At 59.9% G+C, this 17695-nt stretch carries 15 protein-coding genes and 1 pseudogene; 11 read left to right on the forward strand and 5 right to left on the reverse strand.

Features of this window, described 5'->3' with window-relative positions:
• Positions 1–47 precede the first annotated feature (47 nt).
• The 6 genes from ORL50_RS25110 to ORL50_RS25135 all read left to right on the forward strand — a co-directional run bounded on the left by ORL50_RS25110 (position 48) and on the right by ORL50_RS25135 (position 7198).
• Positions 48–1085 carry a branched-chain amino acid ABC transporter permease gene (locus ORL50_RS25110; protein WP_266018973.1) on the forward strand — a complete coding sequence of 346 codons (1038 nt, stop codon included), beginning with the start codon at positions 48–50 and terminating at the stop codon, positions 1083–1085.
• Positions 1082–2884 carry a branched-chain amino acid ABC transporter ATP-binding protein/permease gene (locus ORL50_RS25115; protein WP_266018974.1) on the forward strand — a complete coding sequence of 601 codons (1803 nt, stop codon included), beginning with the start codon at positions 1082–1084 and terminating at the stop codon, positions 2882–2884. The genes ORL50_RS25110 and ORL50_RS25115 overlap by 4 nt, the downstream gene beginning before the upstream one ends.
• Positions 2881–3675: an ABC transporter ATP-binding protein gene (locus ORL50_RS25120; RefSeq protein WP_266018975.1), complete on the forward strand. Its 795-nt coding sequence runs from the start codon at positions 2881–2883 to the stop codon at positions 3673–3675. Before ORL50_RS25115 ends, ORL50_RS25120 begins: the two co-directional genes overlap by 4 nt.
• Positions 3676–3845: 170 nt before the next feature.
• Positions 3846–4832 (forward strand): ketopantoate reductase family protein, encoded by a 987-nt coding sequence (locus ORL50_RS25125; RefSeq protein ID WP_266018976.1) that lies wholly within the window; start codon positions 3846–3848, stop codon positions 4830–4832.
• Positions 4833–4855: 23 nt separating this feature from the next.
• Positions 4856–5620, forward strand: a complete 765-nt coding sequence (locus ORL50_RS25130) for a class II aldolase/adducin family protein (RefSeq protein ID WP_266018977.1) — start codon at positions 4856–4858, stop codon at positions 5618–5620.
• 15 nt (positions 5621–5635) lie between these two features.
• The gene (locus ORL50_RS25135; protein ID WP_266018978.1) at positions 5636–7198 is read left to right on the forward strand and encodes a methyl-accepting chemotaxis protein; all 1563 of its coding nucleotides are present in this window, start codon (positions 5636–5638) and stop codon (positions 7196–7198) included.
• Positions 7199–7217: 19 nt separating this feature from the next.
• Here ORL50_RS25135 and ORL50_RS25140 read toward each other — a convergent pair whose 3' ends face one another.
• Positions 7218–8198 (reverse strand): AraC family transcriptional regulator, encoded by a 981-nt coding sequence (locus ORL50_RS25140; RefSeq protein WP_266018979.1) that lies wholly within the window; start codon positions 8196–8198, stop codon positions 7218–7220.
• Positions 8199–8536: 338 nt separating this feature from the next.
• Here ORL50_RS25140 and ORL50_RS25145 point away from each other — a divergent pair, with 338 nt between their 5' ends.
• Together ORL50_RS25145 and ORL50_RS25150 are read left to right on the forward strand one after the other, a co-directional pair.
• Positions 8537–9880 carry a spinster family MFS transporter gene (locus ORL50_RS25145; RefSeq protein ID WP_266018980.1) on the forward strand — a complete coding sequence of 448 codons (1344 nt, stop codon included), beginning with the start codon at positions 8537–8539 and terminating at the stop codon, positions 9878–9880.
• A 97-nt stretch (positions 9881–9977) separates the two neighbouring features.
• Complete coding sequence (locus tag ORL50_RS25150; protein WP_266018981.1) at positions 9978–10454, forward strand: MarR family winged helix-turn-helix transcriptional regulator; 477 nt, start codon at positions 9978–9980, stop codon at positions 10452–10454.
• Between the two features lie 9 nt (positions 10455–10463).
• Here ORL50_RS25150 and ORL50_RS25155 read toward each other — a convergent pair whose 3' ends face one another.
• From ORL50_RS25155 to ORL50_RS25170, 4 genes are all read right to left on the reverse strand, one after another.
• Positions 10464–11396 carry a 2-hydroxyacid dehydrogenase gene (locus ORL50_RS25155; RefSeq protein WP_266018982.1) on the reverse strand — a complete coding sequence of 311 codons (933 nt, stop codon included), beginning with the start codon at positions 11394–11396 and terminating at the stop codon, positions 10464–10466.
• On the reverse strand, positions 11377–12720 hold the full coding sequence (locus tag ORL50_RS25160) for an MFS transporter (RefSeq protein ID WP_266018983.1): 1344 nt from the start codon (positions 12718–12720) through the stop codon (positions 11377–11379). Before ORL50_RS25160 ends, ORL50_RS25155 begins: the two co-directional genes overlap by 20 nt.
• A gap of 230 nt (positions 12721–12950) precedes the next feature.
• A complete protein-coding gene (locus tag ORL50_RS25165; protein ID WP_266018984.1) occupies positions 12951–14048 on the reverse strand; it encodes a hypothetical protein in 1098 nt (365 codons plus the stop codon).
• A gap of 339 nt (positions 14049–14387) precedes the next feature.
• Positions 14388–14750, reverse strand: a complete 363-nt coding sequence (locus ORL50_RS25170; protein WP_266018986.1) for an ASCH domain-containing protein — start codon at positions 14748–14750, stop codon at positions 14388–14390.
• Positions 14751–15281: 531 nt separating this feature from the next.
• Here ORL50_RS25170 and ORL50_RS25175 point away from each other — a divergent pair.
• From ORL50_RS25175 to ORL50_RS25185, 3 genes and pseudogenes are all read left to right on the forward strand, one after another.
• A complete protein-coding gene (locus ORL50_RS25175) occupies positions 15282–15641 on the forward strand; it encodes a DUF6124 family protein (protein WP_266018987.1) in 360 nt (119 codons plus the stop codon).
• A gap of 225 nt (positions 15642–15866) precedes the next feature.
• Positions 15867–17330, forward strand: coding sequence for a PAAR domain-containing protein (locus tag ORL50_RS25180; RefSeq protein WP_266018988.1), 1464 nt, complete (start codon positions 15867–15869; stop codon positions 17328–17330).
• Positions 17327–17695 (forward strand): annotated as a pseudogene (locus tag ORL50_RS25185) (hypothetical protein); the annotation flags it as partial. The gene ORL50_RS25180 and the pseudogene ORL50_RS25185, both read left to right, overlap by 4 nt.

Genomic DNA, 17695 nt, shown 5'->3' on the forward strand with positions numbered 1-17695 from the left:
GCCGGCGGGCGGGCCTGATATTCAATCTGTAGAAAAGAGCTCTCATTATGAATTTCCAGATAGCCATGCTGCTGGGCCAGGACGGCATGACCAATGGCGCGATCTACGCGCTGCTGGCCCTGTCGATCCTCCTGGTGTTCACCGTGACGCGGATCCTGTTGATCCCCCAGGGTGAATTCGTGACCTATGGCGCCTTGACCATGGCCACTTTGCAAAGCGGTCACCCGACTGCACTGGTCTGGCTGCTGCTCGGCCTGACGCTGATCGATTGCGCACTCGATCTCTGGGGCGCGGCGCGCTCCAGCCAGGCGTTTCGCTTTCCCACCCGTATTGTGTTCAAGCTCGGTTATGCCGGGCTGTTGGCGGTGCTGATCAACACCCTGCCGCTGGCCGAATTGCCGATGGCCGTCCAGGCGCTGCTGACCCTGGCGCTGGTCGTACCGCTGGGCCCGCAGATCTACCGCCTGGTGTTCCAGCCGATCGCGTCGGCCAGCTCGCTGGTACTGCTGATCGTGTCGATCGCGGTGCACGTCAGCATGGTCGGTATCGCGCTACTGCTGTTCGGTCCTGAAGGTGCGCGCACCCGGCCATTCTCCGAGGCCGGCCTGGAGTTGGGCCCGGTGACATTCAACAGCCAGACACTCTGGGTGCTGGCGGTGTCGCTGGGGCTGATCATCGGCCTGTATCTGTTCTTCGAGCGCACGTTGTATGGCAAGGCCTTGCGTGCGACGGCGGTGAATCGCATGGGCGCACGGCTGATGGGCATCTCGCCGACGCTTGCCGGCAAGTCGACGTTCCTTCTTGCCGCGCTGATTGGCACCCTTTCAGGAATTTTGATCGCGCCGATCACCACGCTGTATTTCGACTCCGGTTTTGTCATCAGCCTCAAGGGTTTTGTCGGCGCGATCATCGGCGGGCTGGTCAGCTATCCGGTTGCTGCGCTGGGCGCCCTGGCGGTGGGCCTGATCGAGGCGTTCTCGATGTTCTGGGCCAGTACCTATAAAGAAATCATCGTGTTCACCCTGATCATTCCGTTCCTGCTTTGGCGTTCGTTCACCAGCCGTCATGTGGAGGAAGAAGAATGAATCCGCGTTATCTGTTACTTGCCCTGTTGCTAGTGGTGGGCGTCGCCCCGCTGCTGTTGCCGCCGTACTACGTGACCCTGCTCAACTACATCGGCATGTACGCCCTGGTGGTACTGGGGCTGGTGTTGCTCACCGGCGTGGGCGGCATGACCAGTTTTGGCCAAGCCGCATTCGTTGGCCTGGGCGCCTACACTTCGGCGTACCTGACCACCACCGAACAGTTACCGTCCTGGCTTGCCTGGGCCGGCACCTCGCCCTGGCTGACGCTGCTGGTGGGCGTGGTGCTCACCGCCTCGGTGGCGCTGATTCTCGGTGCGCTGACGCTCAAGTTGTCCGGGCACTACCTGCCGCTCGGAACGATTGCCTGGGGCTTGTCGCTGTACTACCTGTTCGGCACCCTGGAGTCATTGGGTGGGCATACGGGCGTGGGTGGCCTGCCGTCGATTTCGTTGTTCGGCCTGAAACTGGACAAGGGCGAGGACATTTTCTACCTGATCTGGGCACTGCTGCTGGTGGCCATCGTCATCACCCAAAACCTTCTCAACTCCCGCGAAGGCCGGGCCATTCGTGCGCTCAAGGGCGGCCAGGTCATGGCCGAGTCGATGGGCGTGAACACCTTCCGCTCGAAGATGGTGATTTTCGTTATCTCTGCAGTGTTTGCGGCGATTTCCGGCTGGCTGTACGCCCACACCCAACGCTTCGTCAACCCGACGCCGTTTGGCTTGAACATGGGGATCGACTACCTGTTCATGGCCCTGATCGGCGGGGTTGGCAGTGTCTGGGGCGCCCTGCTCGGCGCTGGCATCCTGACGATGCTCAAGCAATGGCTGCAGGACTGGTTGCCGCATTTGCTGGGCAATACCGGCAACTACGAAATCATCGTGTTCGGCATCCTCATCGTGGTGCTGATGCAACGCGCGCCCGGAGGCCTGTGGCCGTTGCTGACGCGGCTGGTACCGGCCCGCTGGCAGGTGCGCGGCAAAGCCCGCAAAGTCGACGCAAACACCACTCCCCTGCCGCGTCGGCAACTGCCCAAGCATGGCGAACTGATCCTTGAAGCCCGGCATGTGACCAAGCGTTTTGGCGGGCTGGTCGCGAACAATGACATGAGCCTGGAGATCCGCTCCGGCGAGATCCTCGCCCTGATCGGCCCCAACGGTGCCGGCAAGAGCACCATGTTCAACCAGCTCTCCGGGGTCGATACCCCAACCAGTGGCGACGTGCTGTTCATGGGTCGCAAGATCAACGGCCTGAGCTCGCGGCAAGTCGCCCGCCTGGGCATGAGCCGCACCTTCCAGCACGTGAAACTGCTGGGCAACATGAGCGTGCTGGAGAACGTCGCCATTGGCGCGCATTTGCGTGGAACCCAGGGCGTGCTGGCGGCCGCCCTGCACCTGGAGCGTCGCGAGGAGGCCGAGTTGCTCGGCGAAGCCCGGCGTCAGCTGGAACGCGTCGGCCTGGGTGAATACCTCCATGCCGAGGCTGGAAGCTTGTCCCTCGGCCAGCAGCGCATCCTCGAAATCGCCCGCGCCCTGTGCGCCGACCCATGCCTGCTGCTGCTCGATGAACCCGCCGCTGGCCTGCGCCACAAGGAGAAGGAAGCCCTGGGCATCCTGCTCAGCCGCCTGCGCAGCGAAGGCATGGCAATTCTGCTGGTCGAGCACGACATGGACTTCGTGATGGGCCTGGTGGATCGCGTGGTGGTCATGGAATTTGGCCAGCGGATCGCCCAAGGCTTGCCCGAAGACGTACAGAAGGATCCGGCAGTGCTGGAAGCCTATCTGGGAGGAGTTGAATGATGAACATGCAAGTGGAACCGCAGCTCGCGCCGCGTAACCAGGTCGATGACGCGGTGCTTGAGATCAAGGATCTGAGCGTGGCCTACGGCAAGGTCGAAGCGCTGAGCAACGCCAGCCTGACGGTGGGCAAGGGCCAGATCGTGACGGTGATCGGCCCCAATGGCGCCGGCAAGACCACCCTGCTGTCGGCGATCATGGGCGTGCTCGGCTCCCGGGGCCAGGTGCATTTCGACGGCAGCCTGGAAACCCTGCCGGAAGTGGAAGTGATGGTCTCGCGAGGCCTGGGCCTGGTGCCGGAAAAACGCGAGCTGTTCACCAGCATGAGCGTGGCCGACAACTTGCTGCTCGGCGCCTTTCAACGGCATCGTCGGGGTGACCGGCGCTACAGCGAGACCCTGGCCGAAGTGTATGAGCTGTTCCCGCGCCTGTGGGAACGCCGCGAGCAACTGGCGGCGACCTTGTCTGGTGGTGAGCGGCAGATGCTCGCGGTGGGCTGCGCGCTGATGGCCAAGCCCAAGCTGCTGATGCTCGATGAGCCGAGCCTGGGGCTGGCGCCCCTGATTACCCGGGAGATTTTCCGCATCATCACGTCCCTGCGCGAGCACGGGGTGTCGATTTTGCTGGTGGAGCAGAACGCGCGCGCTGCGTTGCGGGTGGCCGATTATGCGTACGTCCTGGAGACGGGGCAGATTGCGATGCAGGGCCCGGCCCAGCAACTGGCGGATGATCCGCGGGTGATCGATGCGTATCTGGGGTTGGCGAGCAAGCATCAGGAGATGCTCGCGACGTGACCATTTTGACGCTCCCTGTAGGAGTCGGCTTGCCGGCGATGGGGCCCTTGAGCCGTGCGTCGACCTGGCGGACGCCATCGCCGGCAAGCCAGCTCCTACGGGGATTGCGGTGAGTCCGCTGGGCTGATCATCGCCTGAGTGGGCGCCTTGTTGAATTATGTGGAGCTACGATGAACCCTTCCCTCCTGCGCATCGGCATTGCCGGTGCCGGTGCCATTGGTTGCACCCTGGCCGCGCGACTGGCGGCCTGCGGTCATCAGGTCAATGTGCTGGCCCGCGGTGAAACCCTGGCCGCCATCCGCCGTGACGGCATTCATTTGTCCGATCTGGACGGCGAGCACCACGTGCGGGTCGAGGCCAGTGACAGCGCGGCCAGCCTGGGCGAGCAAGACCTGATTTTCCTCTGCACCAAGGCCCAGGGCCTGGCCAGCCTGCTACCGCAGTTGCAGCCGATGATCGGCGCCGAGACGGTGGTGATCCCGGTGGTCAATGGCGTGCCCTGGTGGTACTTCCATGGCGAAGGCGGACGCTACGACGGACGCCGGGTGAATGCGGTCGATCCACAGTCGGTGCTCAGCCAGGCCCTGGACCTGCGGCACGTCATCGGCTGCGTGGTGTTCATCACCGCACATTGCCCAGCCCCCGCCATCACCGAGTCCCGGACCCCGCACCTGATGATTTTCGGTGAGCCCGACAACCGTCTCAGCCCGCGCCTGGAGCAAGTACGCGCGCTGATCGAAAGCGTCGGAATCGAGGCGCGGGCCACCGACCGCATCCGCGACAATCTGTGGACCAAGATCATCGCCAACATCACTTCCAACCCGCTCTCCGTCATCACCGGCGCCACCCTCGAGCAGCTTTACAGCCTGCCGGAACTGCGCGAGGTGGTTAGCAGTTGCCTGCACGAAACCCTGCTGACCGCCGCCGCTCACGGCGCGCGAGTGAGCATCGACCCGCAGACTTTTCTCGAACTCGGCGCCGGCATGGGCGCCGTGCGCACCTCGATGCTGCAGGACTATGACAAAGGCCGCCCACTGGAACTGGCCGCCATCGGTGACGCGGTGCTGGAACTGGCCGATTGCATGGCGATCCCGATGCCCGTCACCCGCCACCTTATCGCCCTCGCCCGTTTTCGCGGGGAACAGGCTCGCCCCTGAGCCATCCAGAAAAGGAATCCGACATGAACCAGACCGCACAGGCAACACCCCAGCAGTACAGCGACGAAGAATGGGCACTGCGCGTGCAACTTGCGCACTGCTACCACCTGGTGGATTTCTTTGGCTGGACCGAGACCATCTTCAACCATATTTCCGCTCGCCTTCCCGGTCCGGCGCACCATTACCTGGTCAACCCGTTCGGGCTCAATTACACCGAAGTGACACCGGCCAACCTGCTCAAGGTCGACCTGCACGGCAAGAAACTCGAAGACTCGCCTTACGACGGCAACCCGGCCGGTTTCGCCCTGCACAGCGCGGTGCACGGAGCGCGCGCGGACATTCAGTGCCTGATCCACACGCACACCACGCCGATTTCCGCCATCGTCATGAAAAAGGCCGGCTTTGCCCATAACGACTTCTACGGCGCACAACTCTACGGACGGATTGGCTACCACACCTTCGAAGGCATCACCCTGTTCGACGAGGAAAAAGCCCGGATGATCGACAGCCTCGGCGACAAACACATCCTGGTGCTGCGCAACCACGGCATTGCAGTGGGCGAAAGCAGTATCGCCAAGGCGTTCTTCCTGTTGTGGACGGTGCAGCGCGCCGCCGAGATCCAGTGCCAGGCCGGCGCGTTGGGCGGCGAAGATAATCCGCTGCCGGAGGAGATCAGCCACAAGTGTGCCGATCTCACCGCCATGCTGATTCGCGACAGCGGCTTCGCGGTGAAATTCTTCGACGCCATGGTGCGCAAAATGCGCGCCGAACGCGGCCAGTGCTGGTAATCCCAGGAGCGGTCAGTGGCTAATTCAAAGGAGCAAACTGCGCCGGTAGCGCAGCAGGAAATTCCGATTTCGCGCCTCGACACCCGCGGCCATTTGCTGGCCTGCAATGAGGCCTATCTGGCACTCAGCGGCTACGCGCGCAAGGACCTGCTCAACCAACCCCATGAGCTGATCAATCATCCGCAGATGCCCAAGCAGGTGATCGAGCGAATGTGGACGACCCTGCGCAGCGGCGTGCCGTGGACAGCGCCGGTGATGGGCCGCAGCAAACAGGGCGCGACCTTCTGGTGCAATCTCTATGTAGTGCCGCTGCTCGAAGACGGCGAGTTGAATGCGCTCGGCACCGCTTATCACCCGATGAGCGATGCCCAATGCCTGCGCGCGCAACAGCTGTACCGGCGCTTGCATGAAGGCCACGGCCCACTGGGCATTTGCCAGCGGCTACAGGAGCATGCCAGCCGCCAGGGCATCGCCTGGCTGTTGGGGCTGGGGGTCACGGGCGCCTTGCTCGGCGGGCAGGTAGCCCTGACACCGGGCCTGCTGCTACTGGGTGGGGTGATCGGTGCGGCGTGGCAGTGGAGCGGCACATTGCGCGCGGATGCGCGGCGGATCATGGCGCGCCATGACCAGGTCTACAGCGATTCCCTGCTGGCTCCGCTGCAGGACGGCACGGGCTCGATCGCCAGCCGTTTCGACATGGCCCTCAACAGCCAGAACACGCGGATGCGCACGGTAATGGCGCGCATACGCATCAACGGCGAGACCGTGCGCCAGCGTGCGCAGGAGTCCTCAATGCTGGTGCAGGCCCAGTCCGGCCACCTGCAACGCCAACTTGAAGAAGCCGAACAGTCCGCCGCCGCGGTGCACCAGATGAGCGCGACGATCCAGGAATTGTCGCGCAACTTGCAGCACACCGCCCAGGCCACGCAAGCCGTCGATCATCTGGCGCACGATGGCGTGCGTTTGTCCGGGCAGAGCCAGGGCTCGATGACGGGCCTGTGCAATTCAGTCGAGGAAATTGGCCTGGCGGTCAGTCGCCTGGCGGAGTCGATCGAATCCATCAGCGGAGTCGCTAACGTGATTCGCAGCATTGCCGAGCAGACCAACCTGCTGGCCCTGAACGCCGCCATCGAAGCCGCTCGCGCAGGTGAGAGCGGACGCGGTTTTGCCGTGGTCGCCGATGAGGTGCGCAGCCTCGCCACCCGCACCCGCGAGTCGACCGAGCAGATCCAGCGCTCCATCGAACACCTGCGCGACGGCAGCACCCTGGCCCTGGCCACTGCGCAGCGGGGCGAATGCGCAGCACGGGAATCGCGCGCAGATGTGGCGCAGGTGCAAACCGCCCTGCAGCGTATCTGCGAGGAAGTGGGGCAGATTTCCGGGATGAGTTTGCAGATGGCTTCCGCCATCGAACAGCAGGGGCAAGTGGCGCAGGAGATCAACGGGCAGATCGCGCAAATCGTCAGCCTGGCGCAAACCAGTCGCGACGAGTCCCGACGCAACACCCAGATCGGCGAGGAGCTGCATCAACTGGCCAACTCGCAACTGGACCTGGCCCAGCGTTTTGTTCACGGCTGAGCCGGCAGCACTTCAGGCTTCAGGCCTGGCGTCGCAGGGTCTCGGACGGCAGGCAGCCGTATTGCTTGCGGTACTGCATGGCGAAATGACCAAAGCTGGCGACTCCGTGACGCAGCAGGATATCCGTCACGCTGTCCGTCGGCCCGGCCTGCTGCAAGGCCTGGTGCACCAATGCCAGGCGCCGTGTGCGCACATAGTCGCTGGGGGTTTGCTGGAGAAAGCGCGTGAAGCCATTTTGCAACGTGCGGATCGACACTTCGCAGAACTGCGCCAGGCTCGCCAGGGCAATCGGCTCGGCGAGGTGTTGCTCGATATAGTCGCGGGCTTTCTTGACGTGGTGCGGCATCGGTTGGCGCTGGTCTTGCAGCAAGTCGACCGAATAATTGTGCGGCAACTGGGTCAGCAGCACCGACAGCAGATAGTCCGAGAGGCTCGCGCCCATGGTCGGTGCCAGCAGCGACTGGCTGGCGTCGCCGTACAGCTGGCAGATGTAATCCAGGGTGGTGCGAACTGTCGCGATGCCCTGATGTGTTGGGTCGACCTGGATATCGAACACCAGCGGCTGGCGCAAACGCCGGTTGAGCAACACCTGCAATTGACGTTCGAGGGCTTGTCGATCGACTCGCAAAATGAGGTTGCGACAGTCTTTGTCGATGCGGATGAAACTGCGCTCGGACGGCGAGGAAATGGTCAGCCCACCCTTGCGCAAAATCGCCTGCTGCTTGCCCATGCTAACCATGCCGCCGCCTTCGAGGGTGACGCGGATCAGGTAGTAGTCGCTGATATCGCCGGCGTCGATTTCCACCGGTGCGCCGTAGTGCAGATCGAACAGCGCCGAGTTGCCAAAGAACACGCCATACAGTTGCGATTGCAGGGCCCCGCCCTGCTGCATTTTCATCTGGTGGGGCCACAGGTAATGACTGACCCGGTCTCTGACTTCGCCAAATCCGGCAGAACTCAAAAGGCAATGCTCAGGGAGCGAAAAGCGTTGATCGAACATGCGCAAGCGCCTCCAGAAAATGCTGGCGCCGAGTGGCAGGCGCAGCGAAATTTAGTGGAAATGGAAAGCAATTTTCACGCCACGCAAACACTTTCTGCGCGCCCGGAACAGCCTCTGCGCCTGGCGCATAGAGACCCGCGGAACAAGGGCTTAAAAAGGTCCTGCAACAGCCTCATGCCAAGGGATTGGCAACCTGGACCGCACAACAAAACCAATAAACGCACCAGGGCAACGCGCTCAGGTAACGATGGCGTCACCGATGCACCCAACTGCACTCCCTGTTGCACTTACGCGCTGCCGCCGACTGACTGATTGCCAACCCTGAAGGGGCCAACAGCATGACCAGCAAAACGCCTACCGAGGTCACCCGTAAAAGCTATGCCTATGAATGGTACATCGTGGCCATTTGCATGCTGGCGTACATTTTTTCGTTCATCGATCGGCAGATCCTGGCGTTGATGATCGAGCCGATCAAACACGACCTGCAGCTCACCGACACTCAGTTCAGCCTGCTGCACGGCCTGGCTTTTTCGCTGTTCTATGCCTTCATGGGCATGCCCATCGCGCTGCTGGCAGATAAATTCTCCCGCCCGAAAATCATCGCCATTGGCGTCGCGTTCTGGAGCCTGGCGACCGCCCTGTGCGGGCTGAGCAAAAATTTCCTGCAGATGTTCATGGCGCGTATTGGCGTGGGGATTGGTGAAGCGGCGCTGTCCCCGGCGACCTACTCGATGCTCAGCGACATGTTCCCCCGGGAAAAACTCGGGCGCGCCGTGGCCATTTATTCTATCGGCTCGTTCATCGGTGGCGGCGTGGCGTTCCTGATTGGCGGCTACGTCATCGATTTGCTGAAGAACCTCGACAGTGTCGTCGTGCCGCTGCTGGGGGAAATGCGCCCCTGGCAGGTGACGTTTTTCCTGGTGGGGCTGCCGGGTGTGCTGGTTGCCCTGTTGATTGCCCTGACCGTGCGCGACCCGGCGCGCAAGGGCTTGAAACTGGACGCCGCGGGCAAGGTCCACGCGCCCAGCATGAAGCAGGCGTTCAAGTTCCTCGCGGTGCACCGCAAGACGTTCTCCTGCCACTATCTGGGGTTCTCGTTTTACGCGATGACGCTGTTTTGCATGCTCAGCTGGACCCCGGCTTTCTACATGCGCAAATTCGGCCTGGCCCCCAGCGATACCGGTTATATGCTCGGCATCGTGGTGCTGCTGGCCAATACCAGTGGTGTGTTTTGCGGTGGCTGGCTGATCGACTGGCTGGCGAAAAAAGGCTACAGCGACGCGCCGATTCGCGCGGGGGTGATCGGCGCGATCGGCATGGCCGTGCCCGCTGTCGCGTTTACCCAGGTCAGCGAATTGTGGATGTCCCTGGCGCTGTTGGCGCCGGCCATGTTCTTCGCCTCGTTTCCGATGCCGGCGTCGACGGCGGCCATGCAGATCCTGCCACCGAACCAGATGCGGGCGCAGATCAGTGCGTTATTCCTGCTGATTTCCAACCTGATCGGCCTGGGAATCGGCACCACCGCGGTCGCGCTGCTGACGGATCGGCTGTTCGAGAATCCGGCCATGGTCGGCTCCTCGATCTCCCTGCTGAACGCCTTCGCAGTCGCCCTGACCCTGCTATTGCTGATCAAGGGCTGCCGTCACTTCCGTGACAGTCTCAAGCGCGAAGGCCTGGCCTGAGGTACACCGTGGCGCGTCCGCTGGTTTTTTGCAGCGGGCGGCGCGACAATGGCGCCCGCGACCCAACCCAGCTCATCAGAAAGACTACGCCACCTTTATGACCACCCCGAAAAAGCGCCTGAGCCGATACAACCCCGCCAGCGAAGACTTCAAGAAGGAAGAATTCCCCTTCTACTGGCTCGCGCGCCTGCACGGGCGTTACTCCATGGCGATGGAGAAAGCGCTGAAGAAGATCGACATGGACATCCCGCGCTGGCGGATCCTGTTCATCCTCAAGGAAAATGGCGAGTCGAGCATCTCGGAAATTTCCATCCATGCCATCGCCAAGCTGTCGACCATCACCAAGATCGTCTATCGCATGAAAGCCGACGGCCTGGTGGAAACCAACACCAGCGCCAGCGACGGCCGGGTGACCCAGGTCTCGCTGACGGATGTAGGGCGCCATACCATCGAAGAAATCCAGGTGGGCACCAGCGATATCTTCCGCACCAGCTTCAAGGGCCTGACCGAAGCGCAGATCACCAAGCTCAACGGCACCCTGGAAAAGATCTTCAATAATTTGCCGGAAGACTGACCAGGCGCCTCATGCCGGAATCGGCGTCGGCAACGGCTCCCCGGCAAAATGCGCGGCCAGGTTGGCCAGGGTCAGGTCCGACATCGCCCGGCGCGTATCCCAGGTGGCACTGGCCATATGCGGTGCTAGCAGCACATTGTCCAGACCAAGCAAACCCGCGTGCGGCCTCGGTTCATCCTCGAACACGTCCAGCCCCGCCCCCAACAGCCGCCCCTCGGCCAACGCCTGTGCCAGCGCCGCCTCGTCAATCACACTGCCGCGCCCGACGTTGATCAAGATGCCCTGACTGCCCAGGGCATCGAGCACACCGGCATCGATCAGGTGATAAGTCGACTCTCCTCCGCCCACGGCGATCAGCAGAAAATCGACCGCCGCCGCCAGTTCCGTGACCGACGCGTAATACGGGTAATCCACCGCCAGCGGACGCCGGCCGTGATAACTGATCTGCATGTCGAACGCCGCAGCGCGCTGGGCAATCGCCTTGCCGATCCGGCCCAGGCCAACGATCCCCAGGCGCTTGCCGCTGACTTTGCGAGTGAAAGGAAACGGTCCCTGCTGCCAGCGCCCGTCCCGCACAAAACGGTCCGCCTGGGCAATCCGCCGCGCCGTGCCGAGCAGCAAGGTCATGGCGAAATCGGCGACGTCGTCGGTCAGCACGTCCGGCGTGTGCGTGACCGCAATGCCACGGGCCCGGGCCGCCTCGACGTCGATGCCGTCATAACCGACTCCGAACACCACGATCACTTGCAGGTCCGGCAGGCGCTCGATCAAGCCGGCGCGCACCCGCGACTCGCCATTGGCAATCAGCGCACGAATACCGCGCGCAGTTTGCGCCTGCAGCTCCTCGCCGCTCTCGCTGCCCTCCAGCACGTCATACTCGGCATACAGCCGCTCGCTGAGCATGTCGGGCAGACGCGCAACTTTAAGCACGGTTGATTTCATCGAGACCTCCCTGGACAGAAACAGTAGTGACCTTGCGGCTGCGTTTGCCGCCGCCCAGATACAGCCCCAGCATGCCCCCGGCCAGCAACGCGGCGGCGACCAGCAACAAGGCGTAGTCGTAGCTGTGGGTGGCGTCCTTGATCCAGCCCATCACCGGCGGCAGGCCCAAGCCGGCAATGTTGGCAATGGAGTTGATCAAGGCGATCGACACGGCAGCCGCCGGCCCGGACAGGTACTCGGTAGTGGTCGCCCAGAACACCGGCGTCGCCGCCCAGTTCAGGCCCACCGCCACCACCAGCAGCACATACGCCAGCCATTGATTACCGGTGAACACCGCCAGGGCCAACAGCACCCCTGCCGCCAACAGCGGCCCACCCAAATGCCAGCCCCGCTCGCCGGTGCGATCGGAATGCCGGCCGTTCAAATACATGAACACGCATGCCAGGAAGAACGGCATCGCCGACAGCAGGCTGACCACGAACGAACCCTGCTTCGAGACCGACTGCACTATCAGCGGCAGAAACAGCGTGACGCCAATGGTGCCAAACGCCTGCAGCAACCAGAACAGGCTGAGCAACCACACCTGGCGGCTACGAAAGGCCACGTGCCAGGCATCCTTGTGCGAAATCACCGTCGTCGCCTGCTCGGCCTGCATGGTGCGGCTGAGCCAGTCCTTCTGTGCGCTGTCGAGCCAGTGGGTGGAGGCCGGCGTTTCGGGCATGTAGCGCAACACCACATAGCCCAGCACAATCGCCGGAATGCCTTCGAGCAGGAACAGCCAGCGCCAGCCGTTGACGCCAAACAGGCCGTCCAGATGCAGCAAGGCGCCGGACATCGGCAAACCAATCACCGAGGCCAGGGCCGCGCCGATATAGAACCACGACATGGCCCTGGCACGATCGCTGCGCGGGAACCACTGCGACAGGTAGTAGATGATTCCGGGAGTAAAACCGGCCTCGGCGGCGCCCAGCAGCAGGCGCATCACGTACAGCTGGTTAGCGCTCTGGATCAGGCTCATGCCGGCGGCAATGATGCCCCAGGTGATCATGATTCGCGCAATCCAGCGCCGCGCCCCGACCTTGGTCAGGATCAGGCTGCTGGGCACTTCGAACAGGATATAGGTCAGGAAGAACAAGCCGACGCCGATGCCGTACATGCGCAGGCTGAGGCCGAGGTCGGCATTCATCGTCAACGCCGCCACCGAAATGTTCGACTTGTCGATGTACGCCACCATGTACAGCAGCATCAGAAAGGGAATCAGCTTCAGGTTGAGCTTCTTCATGGTGCTGGCGTGCAGACGGCTGTCCAGCGAAGGACCAGTCATGGGGGAATTCCTCTTATTGTCTTTATTCTCGGTGGCCGGACGGCGTCGGGTCACTGGGTTGTGACTGACATTAAACGAGAGAGGAATTAGTTTCAATATGTGAATTATAAACCCATTATGTGGGATATTCTGCTGAAACGAAAAAGCCCGGCCTCAACGGCCGGGCTTTTTGACGACGATCAGTCAGTTAATACTCTGCTTGGGATCGCGATGTCCCTACCTGTCGTATATCACGAAGGCATAACTTTTCTATTGAGCACATAAAAATTGCGGCGTACGCCGCCTTCGAACCCAGTAGCAAAATCAACGATCTGATAGGCTCCAGAGGTCGTGATTTTTTGTACCAGCGCAGGATCGTTTCCGGCATCACCTGAGACCTCCACACGCTCAGTGTCCATCAACAGGCCAAATACTTTCCTCAGCTCAGCTCTCCAGGTAATTCTGCTCTCACCATCCAGTTCATCAGCATTGGCGGGAATTTCGTAAAGAACAGTTGAGTCCCTGCACTCATCGAACGGGTGGACGTTACTTCCTGTGACTACCGGCACTCCCCGCACATCCTCCAGCGTTAGTCCCCGATAAACCCCTTGGGAGATATCAGTTATTTTTTGATGAGTGCGAGGTGATAGCAGGTCCCATTCAACGGTGATTCTGTCTGTCGAACCAGGCCCATAGAGTGTGTAGTTGGTGCCCAGATATTTATCGATAGTTAGTCTGGAAACCGTCCCGCCCAACTTACCAATGCCCAACTTTGCAATTTCACCCCGCAACGGACACTGCGTCCATTCAATGCGCGTGTATCCATTTTCCAAGGCAGTGTATGACTGGAGCAACCGCAGGTAGAACCCAATGGAATTTTGGCTCCTGTATTCTTTTCTGACGCCCAGGAATATCGACTCTGACGCAACGCTGTTCCCACCGAATACAAAGCCGAACCCTACCCACCCTGCATCGGTGAAGCCTTCCTTCTCGGTGTAGGCCACAAACGCCGATCCCCCGGTCTTTGCCATGGTGCTGAGAAGATTTGGAGGCATCACATCGCGCGGATCTTCCATTCCAAAAACTGTTTCCTGCTGCTGAGAAGCAAGCTCCAGAGCGTTCCCGCTATTGGCGTCTTTAAGGCTGGTCAACAGATGTACATGCTCCCAACCCAGGGAGGTAAATATGATCGCGCCCACTTCAGGCAGTGCTTTTTTCCAACCTCCACCGTGTTTTTCAAAACCGAAATTTTTCGGATCAAAAAAATCACGTGCTGCTTTGATTTTTAGAGTGAGTGAGGTTTGTTCAAATCTTGACATAATTAAACTCTGTATATTTATCAGCAGCATAGTCTGCGCCGCCTCCGCACTAGAAGTACACCCTGAGTGCGCGACAAAACGCGAATCAAATTATTGCGATTAGTTGCTGTTGCTCTTTATAAAAATTATGTAACAACCAGCAACGAACAAAATTTAATTAATAGTTAATTAACTTATGGTTGCGCAGCTCAACTGTGGGAGCGAGCCTGCTCGCGATCAGTCACAAACACCGCATTTATCCAGGCTTCACGCGTTACCTTTGACGTTTTTCGCGAGCAAGCTCGCTCCTACAATGAGGCCGCGTGTGGAGGATTTGAGTTTTGCGCTGGAAAATTGCCTCGAGATTCGCTGGCAAATGAAGCAGATTGTTTATTTCAACTGGCAAACCTGATTCGTGTCAGGCAACAGGAAATCTACCTCATAGATACCCCGCGCCGCGCGCACGATCACAGGCGGTGTGACGGGCCTTATTTCAGTCAGCTCCCAGGCCAGCCAGCCTTCCTCAAAATATGTGCCACAGGCCGCTTGCATGTCAGCCAGCACGAATGGGCGTACAGCTTTTACCCGCACTATCGCGACGGCAATACCGTCAGCGTCTTCGTCACCCTCCTGATGGAGAAATCGCCCGTTTTCGACAATCAGGAGATCTTCGGACGGATCTATATCTGGGTACCAACGACGGACTTCGAGGGTTTTCTGTCCAGCAGCGATTCGACCGCCATTGGGCCGCACGATTGAAAGAGCCTTGATAGTTATCTCCTCGAATTAGAGGTTTGGGAAATTTGGCTGCTACAGACTGATGCGGCAACTGCGCTACGGCGGATGTTAAGGCATCGAGATGATTTCGGCTGCACCGATGCGCTGCCTAAGGACAAATCAAACGCAGCCCTAATCACCGAATTAAACGGCCGCCCAAAGCCCATGTTTAATAGCCATGCAAATTACTTCCTGAAAGCTACAGGACCTTGCGCCGTTGCCTACGCGTACGCCAGAATCCGCCGGCTTGTGCGCCTTGAAGCCGCTCGGTAACTTGATTCCCGTCACTGCTCATCAGTGATCGGGTTTAGCAGCCCGAGGTATTACGAAGCGCATCAGCACTCTGACGGCCAGGTAATTTAATGCCTGCAGTTCATGGTAGCTGTGCGTAGGGCGCCCTCGGGCGCGCCGGTCTCGTACTCCCCGGTCTGCTAACCTGCGCACAGCTGCCACCCTAATTCGTTTAGCAGCGATTGGGTGACGGCATCACGTTTGGAGTACCTGAAAATGATAAAGCCTTCACCCAACCCGCCAGATTACATTCCAATCACCCCGCCTGAATCTGATCTGCCCAGCCCCAATAACTTTACCGAACAAGCTCCGGACTTCCGCGTTCCCTCGACTGCCGATATCAATGCCACGCCGCGTATCCCCAGTGCTCTGTTTACTATTGACCCACAGGCTTCGACCGAAACACTGATGGTGTATCTGGTCGAAACGCTGGCCTCGGTCGACGTGATGGTTCATCACTTGGTGGATCACATGGAAGGAGGACCTCGGCACGCCCTATTGGGTATTTCCAACAGCATCATGCTGGCCGAAATTACGGCCAATCGAATGTTGGATCAGATTGATCCGCGTGAGTAGGTGCTGGTTACGTAAACGCCCGTGATAGCGCAGCGGTCCTTTTTTTCAGGGGCCGCATTTATGCAAGTTCATACGACAAATGGCTGCACCCACGGATAGCTCATTCGGGCGCAGGCCCGCCGTCTCGGAAGCGTCCTACGCGAAACAACGAAACGTCTGATATTCCTTCTGTAAGTCCTTCGCTTAGCGTTCCTGTCCCTGAATAAAAACAAGGACACATAACGCATGAGGCGCTATCACATCACCGTTGGAGCCAAGACCACCGTCGACGGCACAGTCCGCACAGGCTGGGAAGGCAGCAAAATCAATGACCAACCCATGGCCCGCGAAGGCGACGACGTTTACTGCCCGGAGTGCGATAGCACCGGCAAGATCGTCCTGGACGGACCTCGCCTGAATGACCGCATGGAGGGACGCCAGGCCGCGCTTGAAGGCGACCTTTGCAGCTGCAAGTGTGATCCACCGCCCAAATTGATCGCCAATCAAACCCTCCGTGCCCAGTGGATCGAAGTCGCTGCAGCACCGCAGGCCAGAGCGGCCACGCAACCTGCCGCTACACAGCCAACGGCCCCTTCCCAGACCACTCCACGCAACTCCGGTTTTGCGCCTCGGCCTTCACCAAATCTGGATGAAGCGTCAGGTCTGTCCTGTGAAAACCTGTGGCGCACTTACCAGCGCCAAGCCGAAGCCATCGTCGCACCGGGTGGAGTTCTGATTGCAGATCCCAAGGCACGTAACCGTGCGATCAACGCCGCGTATGCCCGGCTGTGGCTGGAGGACAATCGTTTCCAGTGGGCTGGGCTTGCAGCATTTGCTTCCAAGCAGGTCGGCTGTGGGCTGCTGCATGCTGCGGATTCGATCGAGAACATTCAGACCGAATATGAATCGGAACAACGGCGCGATGAAAGTGCCAAGCGCGCTTTTTTCGGCTTGGTGGGTAGCCCAAGTGAACGCGAGAAGCAGGCGAAATTACAGGAGTACGAGCAGAGACAGCGCGACTACGATGAAGCCCTGCGCGACAGCCCCATTTGGGGCAGCAAAGTAAGGATTGGGGATGACCCATTGTCGATCGTACAAAGAGCAGTCCTGTTCGTGCATGACATGCTGGCACTGGGCAATACCACGCTGTTTCTGGACGTCTATCCGCTGCATGCGTTCTATAAAGAGCGCGGTTTTTCAGCGCTCAAGACTTGCCTGTCTCAACGCAAAGATATCTACGGGAATGCTCAGCACCCCGTGCTGTGGCCGGTGGCGCAAGAAACGCTTAGGTTTGGTATAGGTCACGAAGAGATCTTGCAGGCTTTCATCGCTATTGAAGCAGGCAATATTGCCAAGAGTGTCGAACTACTTGCACAACATGAACAGGTCAATATATTGCAGCCGGTGATGTACGACAGCTTGCTACTGGACGGCGCGCTTCGCAGCAACCACTTTGTTTACGTCACCGGGTTTCTCTCTGGAACTACACAGGCGATCGAGCTAACTCTGGCTAGTCAATGTAAGCGTATCGACTTCAGCCGCACCATTCGTTTTAGTGACGACCGTTTCGCCGATCTATCCGACATTGGTCAACGTATGCCTTTCGTACTTAGGGCTGCTGAGCAGTTTAATTCACTGCTACAGGATCGGAATCGCTATCTGATCGAGCAAGCGATTCAAGACATCGCTGCCGGTCGTGGCGTGAGATGAAATCACTCCAATGGCTGGGCTGGCGTCGTAGCTTGTTTGCCCTAGCAATAGTCGCCGTCTTATCAGCGACGTTAATCCAAACGCTATCGGACGACCCTGAAATTGCGCTGGTGATTGGCGAACCCTGGGAGGACATGCGCCATCGCTCCAGTGCCACCATTGACCCGGCCATTCCTGGGCGCTCTTGGTTCATGATTCCGAAATCCGACGCTCGACTTCGATTCACAGATTCCCAGTACGGGTTCGTGACGCCATTAGCGCGCTTTTTTGTCGTAACGTTCTCTGATGAACTAATCAGAAGCGTTCGCATGTCCCCGCAAATCGAGCCCCTGTTGCTCGACGATACGCTCAAGGTCGTCCTCGAT

The sequence above is a fragment of the Pseudomonas sp. RIT-562 genome (assembly GCF_026241895.1).
GTDB lineage: Bacteria > Pseudomonadota > Gammaproteobacteria > Pseudomonadales > Pseudomonadaceae > Aquipseudomonas > Aquipseudomonas mandelii_F.